The sequence below is a fragment of the Chthonomonas sp. genome (assembly GCA_016788115.1).
GTDB lineage: Bacteria > Armatimonadota > Fimbriimonadia > Fimbriimonadales > Fimbriimonadaceae > UBA2391.
Genome location: JAEURR010000005.1, coordinates 513,499 through 530,515, shown reverse-complemented (window position 1 = coordinate 530,515; position 17,017 = coordinate 513,499). Strand labels below are relative to the sequence as shown.

At 60.3% G+C, this 17,017-nt stretch carries 10 protein-coding genes and 1 rRNA gene; 6 read left to right on the top strand and 5 right to left on the bottom strand.

Going from position 1 to position 17,017, the window contains the following annotated elements; all coding sequences use genetic code 11:
• Nucleotides 1-389 (bottom strand): 16S ribosomal RNA (locus JNM85_05105); the annotation flags it as partial.
• 473 nt (nucleotides 390-862) lie between these two features.
• Here JNM85_05105 and JNM85_05100 point away from each other — a divergent pair.
• Nucleotides 863-4,927 (top strand): hypothetical protein, encoded by a 4,065-nt coding sequence (locus JNM85_05100; protein MBL8087436.1) that lies wholly within the window; start codon nucleotides 863-865, stop codon nucleotides 4,925-4,927.
• A 104-nt stretch (nucleotides 4,928-5,031) separates the two neighbouring features.
• Nucleotides 5,032-6,939, top strand: coding sequence for a family 10 glycosylhydrolase (locus JNM85_05095; GenBank protein MBL8087435.1), 1,908 nt, complete (start codon nucleotides 5,032-5,034; stop codon nucleotides 6,937-6,939).
• Here the strand turns inward: JNM85_05095 and JNM85_05090 are convergent.
• On the bottom strand, nucleotides 6,936-8,150 hold the full coding sequence (locus JNM85_05090; protein ID MBL8087434.1) for a pyridoxal phosphate-dependent aminotransferase: 1,215 nt from the start codon (nucleotides 8,148-8,150) through the stop codon (nucleotides 6,936-6,938). The genes JNM85_05095 and JNM85_05090 overlap by 4 nt on opposite strands.
• A gap of 53 nt (nucleotides 8,151-8,203) precedes the next feature.
• Between JNM85_05090 and hisI the strand changes: the two genes are divergently transcribed.
• The gene (gene hisI, locus JNM85_05085) at nucleotides 8,204-8,563 is read left to right on the top strand and encodes a phosphoribosyl-AMP cyclohydrolase (GenBank protein ID MBL8087433.1); all 360 of its coding nucleotides are present in this window, start codon (nucleotides 8,204-8,206) and stop codon (nucleotides 8,561-8,563) included.
• Here the strand turns inward: hisI and JNM85_05080 are convergent.
• Entirely contained in the window at nucleotides 8,560-9,537 is a 978-nt protein-coding gene (locus JNM85_05080; GenBank protein MBL8087432.1) for a Gfo/Idh/MocA family oxidoreductase, read from the bottom strand. The two genes, hisI and JNM85_05080, sit on opposite strands and share 4 nt — an antisense overlap.
• Nucleotides 9,538-9,590: 53 nt before the next feature.
• Between JNM85_05080 and JNM85_05075 the strand changes: the two genes are divergently transcribed.
• Nucleotides 9,591-10,766 (top strand): trypsin-like peptidase domain-containing protein, encoded by a 1,176-nt coding sequence (locus JNM85_05075; GenBank protein MBL8087431.1) that lies wholly within the window; start codon nucleotides 9,591-9,593, stop codon nucleotides 10,764-10,766.
• Nucleotides 10,767-10,783: 17 nt separating this feature from the next.
• Nucleotides 10,784-12,487, top strand: a complete 1,704-nt coding sequence (locus JNM85_05070) for an AAA family ATPase (GenBank protein MBL8087430.1) — start codon at nucleotides 10,784-10,786, stop codon at nucleotides 12,485-12,487.
• Here JNM85_05070 and JNM85_05065 read toward each other — a convergent pair.
• The gene (locus JNM85_05065) at nucleotides 12,461-13,786 is read right to left on the bottom strand and encodes an MFS transporter (GenBank protein ID MBL8087429.1); all 1,326 of its coding nucleotides are present in this window, start codon (nucleotides 13,784-13,786) and stop codon (nucleotides 12,461-12,463) included. The two genes, JNM85_05070 and JNM85_05065, sit on opposite strands and share 27 nt — an antisense overlap.
• A gap of 18 nt (nucleotides 13,787-13,804) precedes the next feature.
• On the opposite strand from JNM85_05065, the gene JNM85_05060 reads away from it, so the two are divergent.
• On the top strand, nucleotides 13,805-15,568 hold the full coding sequence (locus tag JNM85_05060; protein MBL8087428.1) for a M28 family peptidase: 1,764 nt from the start codon (nucleotides 13,805-13,807) through the stop codon (nucleotides 15,566-15,568).
• Here the strand turns inward: JNM85_05060 and JNM85_05055 are convergent.
• Nucleotides 15,555-17,006: a glycosyltransferase family 39 protein gene (locus JNM85_05055; protein MBL8087427.1), complete on the bottom strand. Its 1,452-nt coding sequence runs from the start codon at nucleotides 17,004-17,006 to the stop codon at nucleotides 15,555-15,557. The two genes, JNM85_05060 and JNM85_05055, sit on opposite strands and share 14 nt — an antisense overlap.
• Nucleotides 17,007-17,017 lie beyond the last annotated feature (11 nt).

The window sequence follows — 17,017 nt, the reverse complement described above, 5'->3', positions numbered from 1 at the left end:
ACGCGGCGTCGCTGCATCAGGGTTTCCCCCATTGTGCAAGATTCCCAACTGCTGCCACCCGTAGGTGTGTGGGCCGTGTCTCAGTCCCACTCGGGGGGATCATCCTCTCAGACCCCCTACACGTCGTAGCCTTGGTAGGCCTTTACCCCACCAACTAGCTGATGTGTCATGAGCCGCTCCACAAGCGAAAAACCATTTAATTGCACGGGGATGCCCCCTCGCAATCACATTCGGTATTTATGGCATTTCTGCGTTTGTCCCGATCTTGTGGGCACGTTGCTCATGTATTACTCCGCCGTTCGCCACTAGGTCCGAAGACCTCGTTCGACTTGCATGTTTTAGGCACGCCGCCAGCGTTCGTCCTGAGCCATGATCAAACTCTCCGAAGAAAGTGTTCCTACTCCTGGCGAACCAGGCTTAGTTTTCATGGTATTTACTCAAATTTGAACGTTGGCCAAAAATAAATTTTGACTTTGTTCTATCAAGAACACGCATCCTTATTCAACTTTCAAGCTGCTTCCCGATGTCCGGGGCGAGTGATATTGTTCCGCATTCACCCCCCGGCTGTCAAGGCCCTAGGGGAAAATTCTCAAAATAGACGGTGCGATCCTCCGAGCTCCGCCGTCTTGTATCTCTTGCGGGCTCTCTACCCGCTCAACGCTCATTCACCCCCGGCAGCCTCACCACGGGTGAATTCTTGCGCTCTCACATTCCCTGCGACCGGGAAGATTTGTTCAAGTCGCGAGAATATTTTGCATATTCCTATGGTTTCGGTGACACTTCAGCCAAAGTTGCCGAAAGATTCTCGTACCATCAGGGTAACGGCCCCCGCGGAGTGCTGGGGCATGCTTGGAGAAGTGAAATGAGAAACAGACTTTTGATTCTTGCGCTCGGTATCGCCGCCGTTTCGATGAGCTCGACGGCGTCGGCGGTCGATCGGCGGTGGCTGACCGCAACGTCCGGCAACTGGAACGTCACTACCAACTGGTTCGCCACTGGAATACCTTCCGGGGACTCGGTCTACATCGACTACGCTCCCTATGCTCTCACCGGAGGGGTCGGCAACTTTACGACGACGATTTCAGACAGCTATACCATCAGCCAACTTTTCTCGCGAGCGAACATCACGCACAGCGGTGGAATCCTTACGATTCAGAACCCCGGTTCCGATGTGAAGGGGACTTATACGCTGAACGGTGGAAACCTTAACGTTCTGGCAAACGCGACGTTCGGCCCCGTCACCTTCAATTCGGGGAATATCAATGGAAATGGGCACACCATCACGGGCCTGTTTATGCTAGATACTGCGCCGAACAAACAATTCCAGGGCTCATGGGGAGTTAGCGGCAACACCCAATTCAAGGGCGGCGCGGTCTACGCTTTCGGCTCGACCCTGACCAACTCAGGAACCTTCCAGGTGATGGGGGACCTGATCTACCGCGACGGCATCATCAACAACTCAGGCATTCTCGAAAAGACCGCTGGCGCTGGCACCACGACGATGAACGAGGCGTGGAGCGGTGGCGCCGCTGGAGTGAACAACACCGGTACCGTCCGCTCCTCTTCCGGAACCCTTGCGCTAGCGGGATCGGGCACCTCGACTGGCACGTTTTCGGCGTCAGGAAGTGGCAAGGTGCGCTTTGCAGCGGGATCACCCGTGCTGAATGCAGGCGCATTCCTGGGCCCAGGAGATGTGGGTATGTATGGTGGAACACTCACCGCCAACGCGGGGGTCAACGGGCAGGACTTTGCACTCGAGGGTGGCAACCTCGGCGGATCCGGGCTTGTGCTCAACGGCAAGCTCATCCAGAGCGGCGGAAACGTCACCGGAACGGTGGTCGCCAACGGCGGCATGAACCAGAACGGTGGGGGAGATCGCTTCATCTACGGGTCCCTGACGGCTGGCGGCACGTCCACTTGGACTGGCGGCATCGTTTACTCTTTCAATGGAGCCTTCACTAACAGTGGGTCCATGCAAATCCAAGGTGACCTGACCTGGCGTGACGGTACCTTGACCAACAATGGGACGATCGCCAAGACCTCGGGTGTTGGGACTGCGATTCTCAACACGCCGTGGAGCGGCGGCACCATTTTGACGAAGAACCAAGGGACGATGACTTCGTCCAGTGGCGTGCTCGCGTTTGGCGCTAACGGCCTCCATACAGGCGGCACCTTTTCTGGCACTGGCTCCGGAACCGTGCAATTTGTCACGGGAAACCACACTATTACAGGCTGTACACTAGCAACTGGTTCTGCGGTCAACGGCGCAACACTCACGGTGACCGGGACGAACACGTTGAGCGGTACCCCCCAGTTCCTCGCTGGCACCATCACGGGTACTGGCAAGTTCGTCGGGAGTGCGCTCGTGTTCACAGGAGGCTCAAGCCGAAGTCTTTCCGGCTCAGTGGAGAACGCGGGCACGATCTACCTAGACGCGTCGAACACTTACGCGTACAGTTCTAGTTGGAAGAACTCCGGAATCTGGGATGTGCGCGCCGATGGATTCTTGCGCGATGGCGTGTTGCTCAACACGGGCATCCTGCGCAAAACGGCCGGAGCGGGCACGATGAGCTTTAACGAGGCTTGGAGCGGCGGCGCCCGCGGCGTTTCGAACCAAGGCCAGGTGCTCAGTACAAGCGGCGTGCTCGCGCTCCACGGCAGCGGAACCCACTCCGGGTTCTTCAACGGCACCGGTGGGGGCATTGTCACCTTCGCGGAAGGGAATCAGTCGCTCGTAACCGGCATGTCCACAGGAACCGGCGACGTTCGCGTGACGGGTGCGACGGTGAGCATCGTGAACGACGTGAGCGTCCAGAAATTCGCGGTGGATGGTGGCAACCTGACCGGCTCCGCGAATATGACCTGCACCGATCGATTCACGCAGCGGGGTGGAACACTCTCGGGAACGGGAACTCTGAACATGTTCGGCGGGGCCACGTTCACCACCTCGAACAGCAAAGCGGTGGGGCGAAAAGTCGTGATCCTCGGCAACTCGCTGTTCGATCAAGGCACCATTTATGCCTACACGGGAACGATCACGAACCAAGGCACGTTCCACATCGCGGGGGACCTGAGCATTCGCGACGGCATCTTCAACAACGAGGGAGTCCTGCAAAAGACAGCGGGCGCGGGCAGTGCGTTCATTGGCGAAGGCTGGAACGGCGGTCCTACTTCATTCAATAACAAGGGCACGGTGCAGTCGCTCTCAGGCGTCCTGCGACCTCTCAACAGCGGCACCCACTCGGGTGCATTCTATGGTTCGGGCGGAGGCACCTTCCAATTCACGAACGGGACGCACGTCATGCAAACCAACGCCACCATGGGGACGGGGTGCTACCTGAATGGTGCAACGATGACCCTTGCGGGTGCCGTCACCCTCGATGGATCTCCGAAAATGCTGAGCGGCACTCTGAACGGAGTCGGCAGCATCAACGGAGGAACATTGATGGTTGATGGAGCGTTCGGGCTTTCAGCGGACTTGACCTCCTTTAGCACGATCCAGCAAAACTCAACGATCTACTCGTACAACGGAACGATCCGCAACAAGGCCACCTATATTGTGAACGGACCACAATCACATCGCGATGGGTGGTTCATCAACGACGCGTTGATCCAGCGCGTGAACGGTGGAGGAACGTCGTACTTCAATCTGGGTTGGAGTGGCGGGCCGACAGGCTTTACGAACAACGGCACCCTCGAGTTGCTCGACGGAAACGTGGTGATGACCGCGGGCATGTCGAACTACAGCGCGGGCACCTTTGGCGGCGGCACGATCATCGTCAACGACAACTGCATGCTCTCGACGCAAGTGCCGCCTCCAGTTAAGAACGCCTCGCGCATTCGTCTACTGGGAGTCAACTCTGGCTTGCGGGATAACGCAAATCAAGACTTCCTGCGCAACATGGTCACCAACACGGGAAGCATCATCTACTCGGGTGGCCGTTCCCAAAGCGTGAGCGGCTCGGTGAACAACCAGGGTGATATTACGATGGGTACCGGAGGTACCTTCACGACGAGCCCTGCGGCCAGCACCTACACCCAATCCGCAGGGCTCACAATCATCGACGGAACGCTGACGACGAATGGCGTCACGCTCAGCGGTGGTTCGTTCCGCGGCAAGGGTACGGTGGGCTCAGCGATCAACCAGTCAAACGGAATCCTCGCTCCGGGTAACCCCACCGGGACCCTCACGACTGGTAACGTCACCATGACAGGCGGCCAGTACAGCGCGCGCATCGGCGGATACGCGGTGGGCCAGATCGGCAAGCTCGCGGGCGCAGCGGTCACCGTCGCTGGCAAGCTGGAAGTCAGCGTGCTTCCGGGCATGGTGGTCCAGCCAAACGACACGTTCCGCATCATCACCGGCACGAGCCGGGCGGGCACCTTCACCACCTTGCCACCGGCAGCAGACTGGTCGGTGATCTACGGCGGAACGTTTGTGGACATCAAGGCGAATCGGCAAATCATCGGGCAAGCCGTGGTCTCGGGCAAGGTCGATCTCAAGTCCTGGAACTTGAGCGTTACCACCATCCCGGTGACGATCCAGCTGAAGCAGGCTGGCAACGTCCTCGACACGAAGATCGTGAACTTGGATGCAAGTGGCAACTACTCGTTCGTCACTTCGGTGGGAGGCACCTACGACATCGTCGCCAAGGCCTCGCACTGGTTATCCGACAAACAGTCCAACGTCTTCATCGGCGACTCCGCGGTGACCGACGTGAACTTCAGCCTCATCAATGGCGACTGTAACGGCGACAACACCGTCGACTTCTTCGACTTCCTGGTGATGTCCGCGGGCTACGAGTCGACCACGGGCGATCCGGCCTACACCGCCAACATAGGTGCAGACCTGAACGGCGACGGCTCGATCGACCTCTTCGACTACTTCGTGATGAGCGAAGCTTGGGAACTGCAGGGCGAAGACTAATCTCGCGCCCCAGTCTAGCCCCGATCCTGGATAGGATCGGGGCTTTCTTTTGCCTCAGGCACTGCTGGAGTCCGCAACAATCCGTTGTACACTGAAGGGGCCTGATGAATCGTTATTGCTTGCTTGCTTTTGCTGTCCTCGCCTCCGCTACCGCGCTTGGACAGACCTACCGTTCTGACCGCCCGATTCGAGGCGTCTGGCTACGACCGCCCTCGACCATCTCTAGCCTAGAGACGAGCCTTCAAGCGTATGCCCGCGCGGGCATCACGGACCTGTACCTAGAGACCTTCTACCACGGCCTCAGCACGGGCAAGCAGGGGATCTTCAACAGCCGGTTCGGATACGACTACCTTGGCCAAGCGATCCCGCTCGCCGCACGCTACAACATCCGAGTTCATGCCTGGGTCGAAGCCGGCTACTGGCAATACCAGACCACCGGTGCCTACAACTTCACCTCGAACCCTGAGTGGCAGGTGAAAAGCATCGCTACCGGGGCGACCGGAGGCGATCAAGCTGGCCAAGTCTTCGCGAATCTGTGCCATCCCGGAGTGCAAGCCAAGCTCAGGGCCTACTGCACCGAACTGGCGGGCTACTCCGGACTCTGGGGCATTCAGACGGACTACCACCGCATGCCCATCGACGATGTCACCAACGACGTGTACAGCGCGCCTTGGAGCTACGAATCGTGGTCAAATGCGCAGTTCATGGCGATCTACGGGGCGGGCGCAGACATCTTTACGCAAGCCGACCGATCGACTAAGCCGTACTGGAATCAATTCCTCAATTGGCGACGTGCGGGCATCAGCGAGGCTGCACGGCAGATGTATCTCGGGATCAAGGACGGATCGGACGACATCCCGTTCGAGGGGGCGATTTTCGCGTCCGCGATGAGCAGCAGCGCTCAGATTGCCAAGTGCCAAGACTGGCCAAGCTGGTGCAGCGGCGGCTACCTGGATATGCCAACTCCGATGGCCTACGGCTCGCTGAGTGGCATCACCAGCGACTTGAACACCGCCAAGAGTTCCGCAGCAGGCAAACGGGTCGTTGCGGGCCTCGCGATCACGAGCGGCCACCCGGCGCTGACCGACCAACTCGACAAAACGAGGGATGCAGGCGTCGGAGATTTCATCCTCTGGGAAGGCAACCAGATTACGGCATCGATTGAGCCAACACTTCTCGCCTGGCTGCAGAACACAACCAATGCAAAGCCGATGCGCGCCGACCTGAACGACAATCGTGTGCTTGACGTGGCCGACTACCTCCAGTTCTTGACCGGGTACAGCGGCACGGCGGTCGGGGGCCAGTCTGCCGCACGCGCCAACATGGACGCTGACACGGATATCGACTCGAACGATCACAAACTCTTCCGCGAGGCCATCGCGGGATACCGCATCGGTCACTACGGCAAGCTCAGCAACGGTGACCGCACCCAGCTAAACCTAGCCCGAACGGCCGCACCCGCGGGTGGTGGCGCGACCGTGAAGAACGTCTACGACTTCGACAACGACGGCGACGTGGACGACATGGACTCGCGATGGATGGAGAAGTTCGGCGCGGCAGGCCCGTTCGCCTTCATCAGCGTCTCGCTCCAGGGCTCAAGCATTGGGCTCGGCTCACGGGACGTGCAGCTGGAGTGGCGCACCACCGGCAACGTGCCAATTACGACGTGGAATGACCGACCGGTCCTCAACAGCGGATTGATCGTCATTCCCACCCCAGGCGCAGGCAACTACAAACTCAGCCTGAAGTACAGCCACTGGCTCCGCCGCACCATCAACGTGACCGTCGGATCGACCGACGTGGCGAACGTGATCCTCTCTATGGTGAATGGAGATGTGAACGGAGACAACTTCATCGACTTGTTCGACTATCTCGCTTTCTCCGGTGCTTATGACGCGTCGACTGGTGACCCGACTTGGCTCGCCAATGCCGATTTCAATGAGGACGGCACGATTGACTTCTTCGACTACCTCATCTTGAGCGGCAACTACGAAACCGACGGCGACATCTAAACCGCAGCTAGCGCTTTGCGTCCTGGGTAGACGGCCAACGCTTTCTCCAGGATGTCCATCGCCAGGTTGAGCCGGTCGCATTCGAGCACGTAGGCGAATCGAACTTCGTCGATGCCGAGCCCAGGCGTCGCATAGAACCCGGTCGCAGGCGACACCATGACCGTGTGCCCTTCGTGCTCGAACGATTCCAGTAGCCACTGGCAAAACCGGTCGGCATCATCAATCGGTAGCCGTACCGTCGCATAAAATGCGCCGTCAATCCGGGGACAGAATACGCCCGGGATAGAATTCAGCCGCGCGACGAGCAGGTCTCTGCGCCGCATGTACTCGTCGCGGACGCACACGTAGTACTCGGGCGAGGTCTCGATGGCCGCTTCCACGCCGATCTGCGCGAGACCTGGGGGTGAGAGGCGCGCCATCGCGAATCGCAGCGCGGCGGACATCACCAGTTCGTTCTTGCTGACGATGAACCCAAGTCGCGCCCCGCAAAGCGAATAGCGCTTGGACACAGAATCCACCATCACTGCGTGCTGCTCCAGTCCCGCCATCTGCAGGATGCTGGGAACCTCGCTATCGGTGTAGTTGAACTCGCGGTAGACCTCGTCGGCAATCACGTACAGATCGTGCTTCAGCGCAACCTCGGCGAGGGCCTCCAGTTGCGCGCGATCATAGATCGTGCCCGTCGGGTTGCTCGGGTTACAAATGAGGATGGCACGGGTGCGGTCGTTGATTTGCTCGGCAAAGGCCCGGGCATCGGGCAAAGCGAAGTTGTCCTCGATGCGGGTGGTGATGGGCCGGATTACGACACCCGTGATCTGCGCGAACCCAAGGTAGTTCGCGTAGAACGGCTCGGGGACAATGACCTCATCCCCAGGATTGCAGCACGCTAGCATGGCGAAACAGATCGCTTCGCTTCCCGCTACCGTCACCAGCAACTGTGGCTCGGTCAGCTCGATCCCCAGCTGACGCTTGTAGAATTCGCGCATTTTCTTGCGCAAACTCGCATTGCCACCCGACGGTGAGTACTCCAGCACGCGGGGCCGACGGTCTCGCAGCGCGGTCCAGAACTCTTCAGGGGCCTCCAGGTCCGGTTGCCCGATGTTCAGGTGAATCACATCCACGCCGCGGGCCTTGGCCGCATCGGCGTACGGCAAGAGCTTGCGAATGGGCGAGGGCGGCATGGCGACTCCGCGGGCAGAGATCTGTGGCATGACGCTCTCCATTGTACTGCACGACCCTGCGGGTACTCTCGGACTCAATCCCCATGGAACTCTTGGACCAACTCAAGTACAACGCCGACGGGCTCATCCCTGCGATCATCCAGGACAGTGAGAACGGGCAGGTGCTGATGATGGCGTGGATGAACCGAGAGTCGTTGGTCCAGACCCTTGAGACCGGGCTGTGCACGTACTGGAGTCGGTCGCGGCAGAAATTCTGGGTGAAGGGGGAGAGCAGCGGTCACCTGCAGCATGTCGAGCGAATCACCATCGACTGCGACCTCGATACGCTCTTGATCTTCGTCAAGCAGGTCGGAGCGGCGTGCCACGACCATTACCGATCGTGCTTCTACCGCGATTTCGCGAAGGACGGTCTGACCGTCAACGCCGAGAAGCTGCCGGTCTAAGCGTCGACCGGCGCGCCACCCTTCTCTTCCGAGGCCCAGGCCGCTTGGGTCAGGCGTGCGACTTTGAGCGCGTCCTCGAACGTCGCGATGAGCGGAACCCGACCCAAGATGGCATCGACAAAGTGCTGGTCTGGGGTCCCCATCCCAGGCGGATTCTCCACCCGCAACTTCGTGCCGTTCTCCTCGACGATCGTGAGCTCTCCACCCCGCACATAAAACGTGGCCCGATCGCATGCGATAGTCAAATCTTCATGCCAGTTCGCGCCGTCGCCAAGAATGCAGACGCTGCCAAGCGCGCCGCCCTCGAATTGGATGTTCAATGTCGAGTTGATGTCCACCTCGGTCCCGCGGTGGTCAGTCAAGGCACTGACCCGCTTCGGAGCAAGCCCCGTCACCCAGAGCAGGATATCGAGCATATGGCTGCCCGAATCGTTGAGCTGCCCTCCACAGGAGAGCTCTTTCTTTTGTCGCCAGGTGTTGGCGGTAAGTCGCTTCCACTCTTGACTGAGAAGCGCGTGGACCATCTGCACCGCTCCGTACTTTCCCGAACCGATCAGCTCGCGAATGAGCAAGAACTCACCCTGGGTGTGGCGTTGATAACTCACCATGCCGACCTTCTTGGCCTTGTCGCGCGCGGCAATCACCTGATGGGCCTCTTCCACCGTTGCGACCAGTGGCTTCTCGCAGCACACGTGGCATTTGTGGCTGAACGCTTCCAAAATTTGGGGAGCATGGAAAGCGTGCGGGGTCTGGATAACGACCGCATCGAGCTTCACGTCGTCGTACATCGCCTCGGTGGTGGAGTAAGCGGGCACATCCGCGAGTTGCGGGTACGAGTTCCGGGTCTGGTCGATCTGATTCGCGCTTGGATCGACCATCGCCACAACCTTGGCATCCGAGACCTTCAGCATGTTTCCGATGCGGTAGCGGGCAAAGCCTCCCGCGCCGACGAATCCGATTCGAACGTTGCTCATCGTGGGCCATAGTACCGTTCGAGCCGCATCGTCGGCGTAGAATGGAAATGTTGATGAAGACAGTCTTCAAGTTTTTCGGAATTGCAGGAGCTTGCACGCTGGGAACGTTGGCGGCATTGCACATCTACAACTCGGTGCAGGCGAGTCAGGCCCTGTCGTACATTGGCACGCCCAAAAGCGCGGGCATCATCCAAGCCGAATCCACCGGCCCGCAAGGAACAGGAGTCGACTTTCGCGCTGCGAGCAAGAAGATTCTCCAGAGTGTGGTGAGCATCGACGCCTCGGGAAAGGTCGAAAACGTGTGGGGGGAGACCTTCGTGCGCGCCTTTGGCAGCGGCACGGGAGTGGTGATCTCCTCCAAGGGTCACATCATCACGAACAACCACGTGATCTCCAACCCTAACAACGGGGGTCTCGCCGAGTTCGTGAAAGTCCACCTCGCGAATGGCGATGTCGCTGCTGGCAAAGTCATCGGCAACGATCCACGCTCGGATCTCGCCGTCATCAAAGTCGATCGAACGGACTTGGTACCGGTCGAATTTGGCTCGATCAAGACTTTGGAGGTCGGGCAGTGGGTCATCGCAGCAGGAAGTCCGCTCGGTTACGACAACACCGTCAGCGTGGGAGTGATCAGCAGCCTGGGTCGCGCGGTTGATTTGAGCGAAGCCGGAGCCGCCCAGCGCGGCGGAGCCCCCTTCCTCGTGAACGCCATCCAGACGGATGCCGCCATCAATCCAGGCAACTCGGGTGGAGCGTTGTGCGACACCGCGGGAAATCTGGTCGGAATCAATACCGTCATCGCGACCAACACTGGAACGAACGTCGGGATCGGGTTTGCGATCCCGGTCGACCGGGTCCAACGCGTGGCCAATGACATCATCCAGTACGGTCGCGTTCGCTACGGGGTGCTCGGAATCGTGGAAGATCAGTTCCCTGGTCGCCTCAAGTACGAGAACGTGCGCAACGAGATCAAGGGAATGGTCGGAGCCGCTCCGCCCGAAGATGGGATCATCATCGTCCAAGTCGCCCCCGATAGCCCCGCCGCGAAAATCGGCATGGAGCGTCTAAGCATTCTTGTACAGATCGACAATATGCCCATCAAGTTGCCCATCGATCTTCGCAAAGCGCTCGCGGACAAATCGCCTGGCGAAACGATCCAGGTGAAGTATTGGAAAAAGGGAAAAATCGTGACTTCCCCGGCAACTTTACAGGAATTAGCCAACAATTAACATACGATCGCGGCCAGATGGAGCGAGCATTCGTCTCAAACTCCATGGGGCACGAATCGCCAGATTTCATGTCGATCTTTGCAGATGGTCTCCCGCAGTTCCTCGATATTCTCCCGCCCGTAGTCCGCGAGAAGCTGCAAACCTCACCTGACCTAGACAGCCTGGTCGAGGTGGTACTGGACTACGGACGTCCGGCAGAAATCCGCTACGGCGGCCGCGTCGAGCGGATGCAAAACGTGATGGTGTCCGAGCACGACATCGAGTACGTGGTCAAGTCAGTCGGCGATTTCGGTGACGACAACCGCGCCGGTATCGAGCGCACGCTTCATCGCGTATCGGGCATCAGGAATCGCCACGGCAAGGTCATCGGCCTTACGTGCCGCGTGGGCCGGGCGATGGAAGGGACTATCGATATCATCGACGATCTTGTCCGCAGCGGCAAGTCGATCTTGCTGCTGGGGCGACCGGGCGTCGGTAAGACCACTAAGCTTCGCGAAGTCGCCCGCGTGCTCGCAGACGATGTCGAGAAACGGGTCGTCATCGTGGACACCTCAAACGAAATCGCAGGCGACGGCGACGTACCCCACCCGGGCATTGGCAGCGCACGACGCATGCAGGTCCGTCGAACGAACGAGCAGCACTCGGTCATGATCGAAGCGGTCGAGAACCACATGCCGGAGGTCATCGTCATTGATGAGATCGGCAATGAGGCCGAGGCAATGGCCGCCCGCACCATCGCGGAGCGCGGGGTGCAGTTGGTCGGCACCGCCCACGGCCAGTCGCTAGAGAATTTGATGCTGAACCCGACCCTTTGCGACCTGATTGGTGGCATCCAGGCGGTCACGCTCTCGGACGATGAGGCGCGCCGACGCGGCACTCAGAAAACGGTGCTGGAGCGCAAAGCCCCACCAACCTTCGATGTCGTCGTCGAACTGCTGGAGTACGACCGGCTCGCCGTTCACAGCAACGTGCAGAAGACGGTCGATCTGATCCTCCGAGGGGTCCCGCCGAAGCCCGAAGTCCGGGTTCGTCGCGCGGGCAGTGTCGAGGTGGTGCAGATGGAAGTCGCACCCGATCTCGACGCCCCGGGCTTCAACGAGCGATTCCCGAGCCTCTCGCAGCGCCCGGAGGCCGAGCCACCCAAGCCTTCGCGCCGAAACGGCCGCCACGAAATCACCTCGCTACGCCCCATCGAGCCCGCTGCTGCCCCACCGCAGCCGCCGATGGAACGGCGAGATCCCAAGACTCCGAACTTACTGCGGATTTACCCGTACGGAATTGCGCGGACCCGCCTGGAGCGAGCGGTGCGCGAGCGAAAGGTCAACGCCTACATCGTCAACGACATCAGCCAGGCCGACGCGGTGATCGCGATGCGATCGACTTACCAGAGTCGGCCCGCCAAGCTGCGCGAGCTCAACCGACCGATCCTGACGGCGGTGGTGAAGAGCAACACGTTCAGCCAGATCGCCGCCGCGCTTGAGGACCTGATGGAGCAGTTCAGCAAGGTGCAAGACCATGAGTCGGGCGCGATCGACGACGTGGTGCATGGCGTCGAACAGGTGATGGCCACGAACCGGCCGGTTGAGCTCAAACCGCAGGACGCACGCAATCGAAAAATGCAGATCCAGCTAGCGGAGAGCAAGAAAATCGCGGCGGAAGCGGTCGGCCAAGAGCCGGATCGATACGTGCGATTGCTACCGACTCGGCTCGCTGACCGCTGAGTCGTCAGCTGCGGGACGAATGATCCTCAGGCTCGTAAGCCAAGCGGCGGTGACGCAGAGCGCGCACGCTGTGAACGGCGCATAACGTCCAATTTCAGGATTGATCGATTGTAGATTTCGGTACAGCCAGCCGCCCAGCGGCGCGCCAATAATCGCACCCAAGCCCTGGGCCGTCATGACCGCCCCGATATTCACCGCGCGGCGATTCGGGTCGATTTCGCTCACGCTGGCATACCACGCGGGGATGGCGAGCAAGAACCCGATACCCAGCGGAATACCGCCGAGCCCGAGTGCAAGCGTGCTGCGGAAGAATGGTACAAAACCACCTAAGGCAATAAACGAGACCCCGAGCGCACACAGTCCCATGCCCAAATGAACTGCCCGCGCACGACCAATCCGCTCGCCGTAGCGAGACATTGGCACCGACAAGGCCGCCATCGCTGCCGCCCCGGGCAGCACAAGCAACCCGAACTGGGTCTCGCTCATTTGGAACTGGTCCTTCGCGAAGAGTTTGATCACGACCATCGGGAATCCGATGCCCGCAAAGGTGATCAATCCAAGTGCAATGTACTCAGGAATTTGCTTCAAAGCTGACCAAAACTCAGCAAGGCCGCCGTGCTCGGTAGGTGAAGTGTCCGAAACCCGAGCGCGGTGTTCGCGACCGCTCGGGCAGCTACGATAGGCGGCGTAGGAAGCTCCCATGAAGAGCACCGCCGCGAAGTACAGCGAGGGTGTCCGCTCTCCGGTGAGTCCCGCGAGGTACTGACCGAAGACGTCATTGAAGATTCCACCAAGCGGCAACGCCAAGGCGATCCCCAGCAGGTAGCACGTGTTCAGCAGCGACATCGATTCCTGGCGCTCCTTTGCGGGCACCATGTCCCCCATGAGGGCAAATGCCGCGGGCCACAGCATCGCTGCCCCCAGGCCGTCAAGGACGCGAAGGAGCATGAGCGCAAGCGTCTCGCCCACCCCCCAGCCGGTGTGCGGCACAAGCATAGTGAGGAGCGCCGTGAAGACAGTCAGACCCGGCCCAATGACCATGAACCGACGACGACCCACCTTGTCCGCGAAGTGGCCCATCGGCCCTTTAAAGATCGCCTCGCTCAATAGGAAAGCCACGATGACGAGGCCGATGACGCCTTCGGAGAACTTCCGATCCTCGCGCAAGTAGACCGGCATCGTGGAAATGTTGAGGACCGCGTAACCGATTTCGGCGCACAGCGCGATGAGCAGTAGCTGTGCGACTCCTTTTCGTCTCCAGAGCGGAGCAGGTTGGGCAGCGGGAGATGTCTCCACCATGCCCCCTCAGTGTAGCGCATGCACCGAGAGCACCCGCAGGGCTTCGGACCGGGTAAGACAGACGTCATGCTTCGCCAAGCGGTCTTGATCACTCTTGCGCTGGTCAGCGCCCCTTCGGTGTCGGACGTCAGCCAGCGCCACATCGAACGGACCCTCGACGCCATCGCCACCGAGCCCATGCATGGGCGCATGACGCTCTCCAAAGGTCTCGGTGACGCCCAAGCGTTCATCGAGCGAGAGGTCCGGTCCATGGGATTGCAGCCTTACAGGGGAAGCTACCGACACACTTACGAGCTCACGGCTGGATACAAGATCGGTCCAGGCAATGAGGTCAATCTAAACGGGCAAACCCTGAAGATCGAGTCCGACTTCGTACCGCTTGCCAACAGTGCGCAGGACAAGAAAGTCACCGGAGAGCTCGTATGGGCCGGGCTCGGGATGGTCAACGACAGCCGCAACGATTACGCAAACCTCGACGTGAAGGGCAAGATCGTCGTGGTCTTCCGCGGAACTCCGGCGGAGGGACCTCGCTCGGGCAACGCCCAGAAAGCCAGGCTGGCCCTCGACCGAGGCGCGATCGGCATCGTCTTCCTCGGTCCGCAGATCGGGGGCGCGTTAGAGCTACCAAAGCTTGTGAGCGGCCAGGGGCTGGGACGAGCGTCGGGTCTCGTTGGAATCGCGATCCACCAGAAGTTTGCGAGAGCACTCCTGGGCAAGTCCTATGCCGATGAGTTGAAAGACCCTAAACCGCGCGTGCTGCCGGCCACTTTGAGCATGACCACCCATACCGAGCCGAACCGCGGGAAGGCGACGAACGTCATTGCCGTGCTCCCGGGGACGGACCCCAAGCTGCAATACGAGAGCATCATCGTCGGCGCCCACTTGGACCACCTGGGCTACGCCGAGACCGGCTCGCTCTCCGGGATGGAGCAAATCCACTTCGGGGCGGATGACAACGCAAGCGGATCGGCAGGCATCCTCGAAATCGCTCGCTACTTTGCGACGCACCGCACCAACCGCAGGACCCTGATTTTCCAGTGGTACTCCGGGGAGGAACTCGGGCTACTGGGGAGCGAGGCCTGGGCCAAAGACAACGTGAAAGCGCTGTCCAGAACCCACCTCATGGTCAACTTGGACATGATTGGCCGGTTGCGCAACGGTGAGCTGACCGTCTTCGGTGCCGACACGAGCCCAAGCCTACGTGGATTGCTCAGTGCGATGGAGCGGCCGGGAATCAAGCTGATACCCGTCGGCCAGAGCCCTGGGAACAGCGACCAGTACTCCTTCAGCCGTCGCGGGGTCCCCGTGCTTTTCGCCAACACGGGGCTGCATCAGGAGTACCACACCCACAAGGACACCATCGCCACGCTCAACATCCCGGGCATGGTCACGGTTTGCGAGTCGGTGATTGGAGTGATCAAGGCGGCTGACGCGCTCAACGAGCAGTTGAAGTTTTCGCCTACAGGCAACGTGCAGCCGAATCAACGCAGCGGCGAGCGGACTGGGCGCCGCGTCCGAACCGGATTCATCCCAGATATGAGTGGGTCGGGTCCCGGGCTGCTGATCACCGGCACGATCAACGGAAGTCCCGCCGCCCTGGCAGGGATCAAGGCTGGTGATCGACTACTGAAGTTCGATGGCAAACCGGTCAACGATGTCGAGGACTTGCAAGCGGTCCTGAGCACCGCGAAGCCCGGAGTCCCCGTGAAGCTGGTGATCCTGCGCGATGGTGCGGAAATCGAGGTGACGATCACCCCAACCGAAGCCCCTAACGCCGGCTAGGTTCGGCCCGGTAAAGCCGGTAGCCGCGCATGGAGCTGGACCCTGGGTCGAGCTCCATGCGCGTTCCGTTCTTCTGGATCGCCAGCAGATCGGCCTTGGACAGCCGATCTGGGCGAGTAATGATCCAAGTCGGCCCCTTGAGTGCGGAAATCTCTTGGGGCGTTTCGAGTTGCAGTACAGGCTGCTTTAGGTAGAAAACCACGCTCGGGTGGCTCGTCTCTTGCAGCTTGGCTTGGCCGGTGCCTAGGTCGCCGCCGCGCCGGGAAATCTGATACACGGCAACGGTGCCGCCTCCAGCTCGTGCCCGTTTTGCCAGGGCGTGGATCTCTGCATGCGAGTCGTTCGAGAACAACCCCTGATAGACGCCATAGAACGCCAGATTGGCGATCACGCACAGCGTCAACGCCCCAATCGCGAATCGTTGGAGCACCTTGGTATCGCTCCACTGAAACCGCGTCTGGGCCAGGTGCGCCCCGATAAGCAAGCTGAGCGGTGGGATGCACGGTGCGATGTAGTGCGGGAGCTTGCTGCCGCCCACGAAGAAGAAGATGAAGACGACCGACGCCCACGCAGCACACAGCCGCTTGAAGTCTCGCTCGGGGGATGCCGCATCGAGGAGCTTGGGCCACGCTCGCCGGATCTGAACCGACCAAGGGATCATTCCCACGAGCAGGATCGCCGGATAGTAGATCAGCGCGAGCAGCCCTGGTACGGTGTGCGCCTTGTCACCGCCTTGGAACCGCTTCACGTTCTGCTCGATCAGGAACTTCTCCACAAACAAGTCGCGATTGGCCAAGTAGCACGGGACGTACCACGAGGCGACCGCGAGTGCAAAGAGCGCGGTCCCGATCAGCCAGCCACCACGGAACTTGGGCCGGAGCGCAGGCATCCGCCAGAAAACCCAGCCGTACAGCAGCACAAACAGGACGCACCCCACCGGCCCCTTGGCCAGCACACTAACGCCCAGGAGAAACCCGGCAAGCCAACGCGCTCGCGGGCCGCCGTGCAGCGACTCCCAAAAGGCCAGCACCGCGCCGGTGATGCACAGCACCAGCAGAGCGTCCGTCATCATCATGCGACCGAGACCGACCCACAGGACGCTCGTCGCGCACACGAGCATGGCAAAGAGTCCCGCCCGGTCACCCAAGTACTTGTTCCCGGCTCGGTAGAGGACCCAATACACTCCGAGCGCGGCGAGGACACTCGGGAGACGCGGTCCGAGCGCATCGCCGAAGATCCAGATCAGTGGCTTGGCGAGCCAGTACAGAAGAATCGGTTTCTCGAACCAGGGAGCACCGTTGTAGAACGGGGTGATCCACTCGCCGCGCCACAGCATCTCACCGGTGACGGCTCCGTAAAACCCTTCGTCGAGGTCGAGGAGCCCGGTGAGCCACCATCCGAGCAACGGAAGCACTGCGATGAGCCACGCCCAGCGCATTACGACCGACT

Coding starts and splice junctions, on each gene's coding strand:
- JNM85_05065 (MBL8087429.1), bottom strand. CDS start 13,786: ATGGTGGAGACATCTCCCGCTGCCCAACCTGCTCCGCTCTGGAGACGA.
- JNM85_05075 (MBL8087431.1), top strand. CDS start 9,591: ATGAAGACAGTCTTCAAGTTTTTCGGAATTGCAGGAGCTTGCACGCTG.
- JNM85_05080 (MBL8087432.1), bottom strand. CDS start 9,537: ATGAGCAACGTTCGAATCGGATTCGTCGGCGCGGGAGGCTTTGCCCGC.
- JNM85_05090 (MBL8087434.1), bottom strand. CDS start 8,150: ATGCCACAGATCTCTGCCCGCGGAGTCGCCATGCCGCCCTCGCCCATT.
- hisI (MBL8087433.1), top strand. CDS start 8,204: ATGGAACTCTTGGACCAACTCAAGTACAACGCCGACGGGCTCATCCCT.
- JNM85_05100 (MBL8087436.1), top strand. CDS start 863: ATGAGAAACAGACTTTTGATTCTTGCGCTCGGTATCGCCGCCGTTTCG.
- JNM85_05070 (MBL8087430.1), top strand. CDS start 10,784: ATGGAGCGAGCATTCGTCTCAAACTCCATGGGGCACGAATCGCCAGAT.
- JNM85_05060 (MBL8087428.1), top strand. CDS start 13,805: ATGCACCGAGAGCACCCGCAGGGCTTCGGACCGGGTAAGACAGACGTC.
- JNM85_05095 (MBL8087435.1), top strand. CDS start 5,032: ATGAATCGTTATTGCTTGCTTGCTTTTGCTGTCCTCGCCTCCGCTACC.
- JNM85_05055 (MBL8087427.1), bottom strand. CDS start 17,006: ATGCGCTGGGCGTGGCTCATCGCAGTGCTTCCGTTGCTCGGATGGTGG.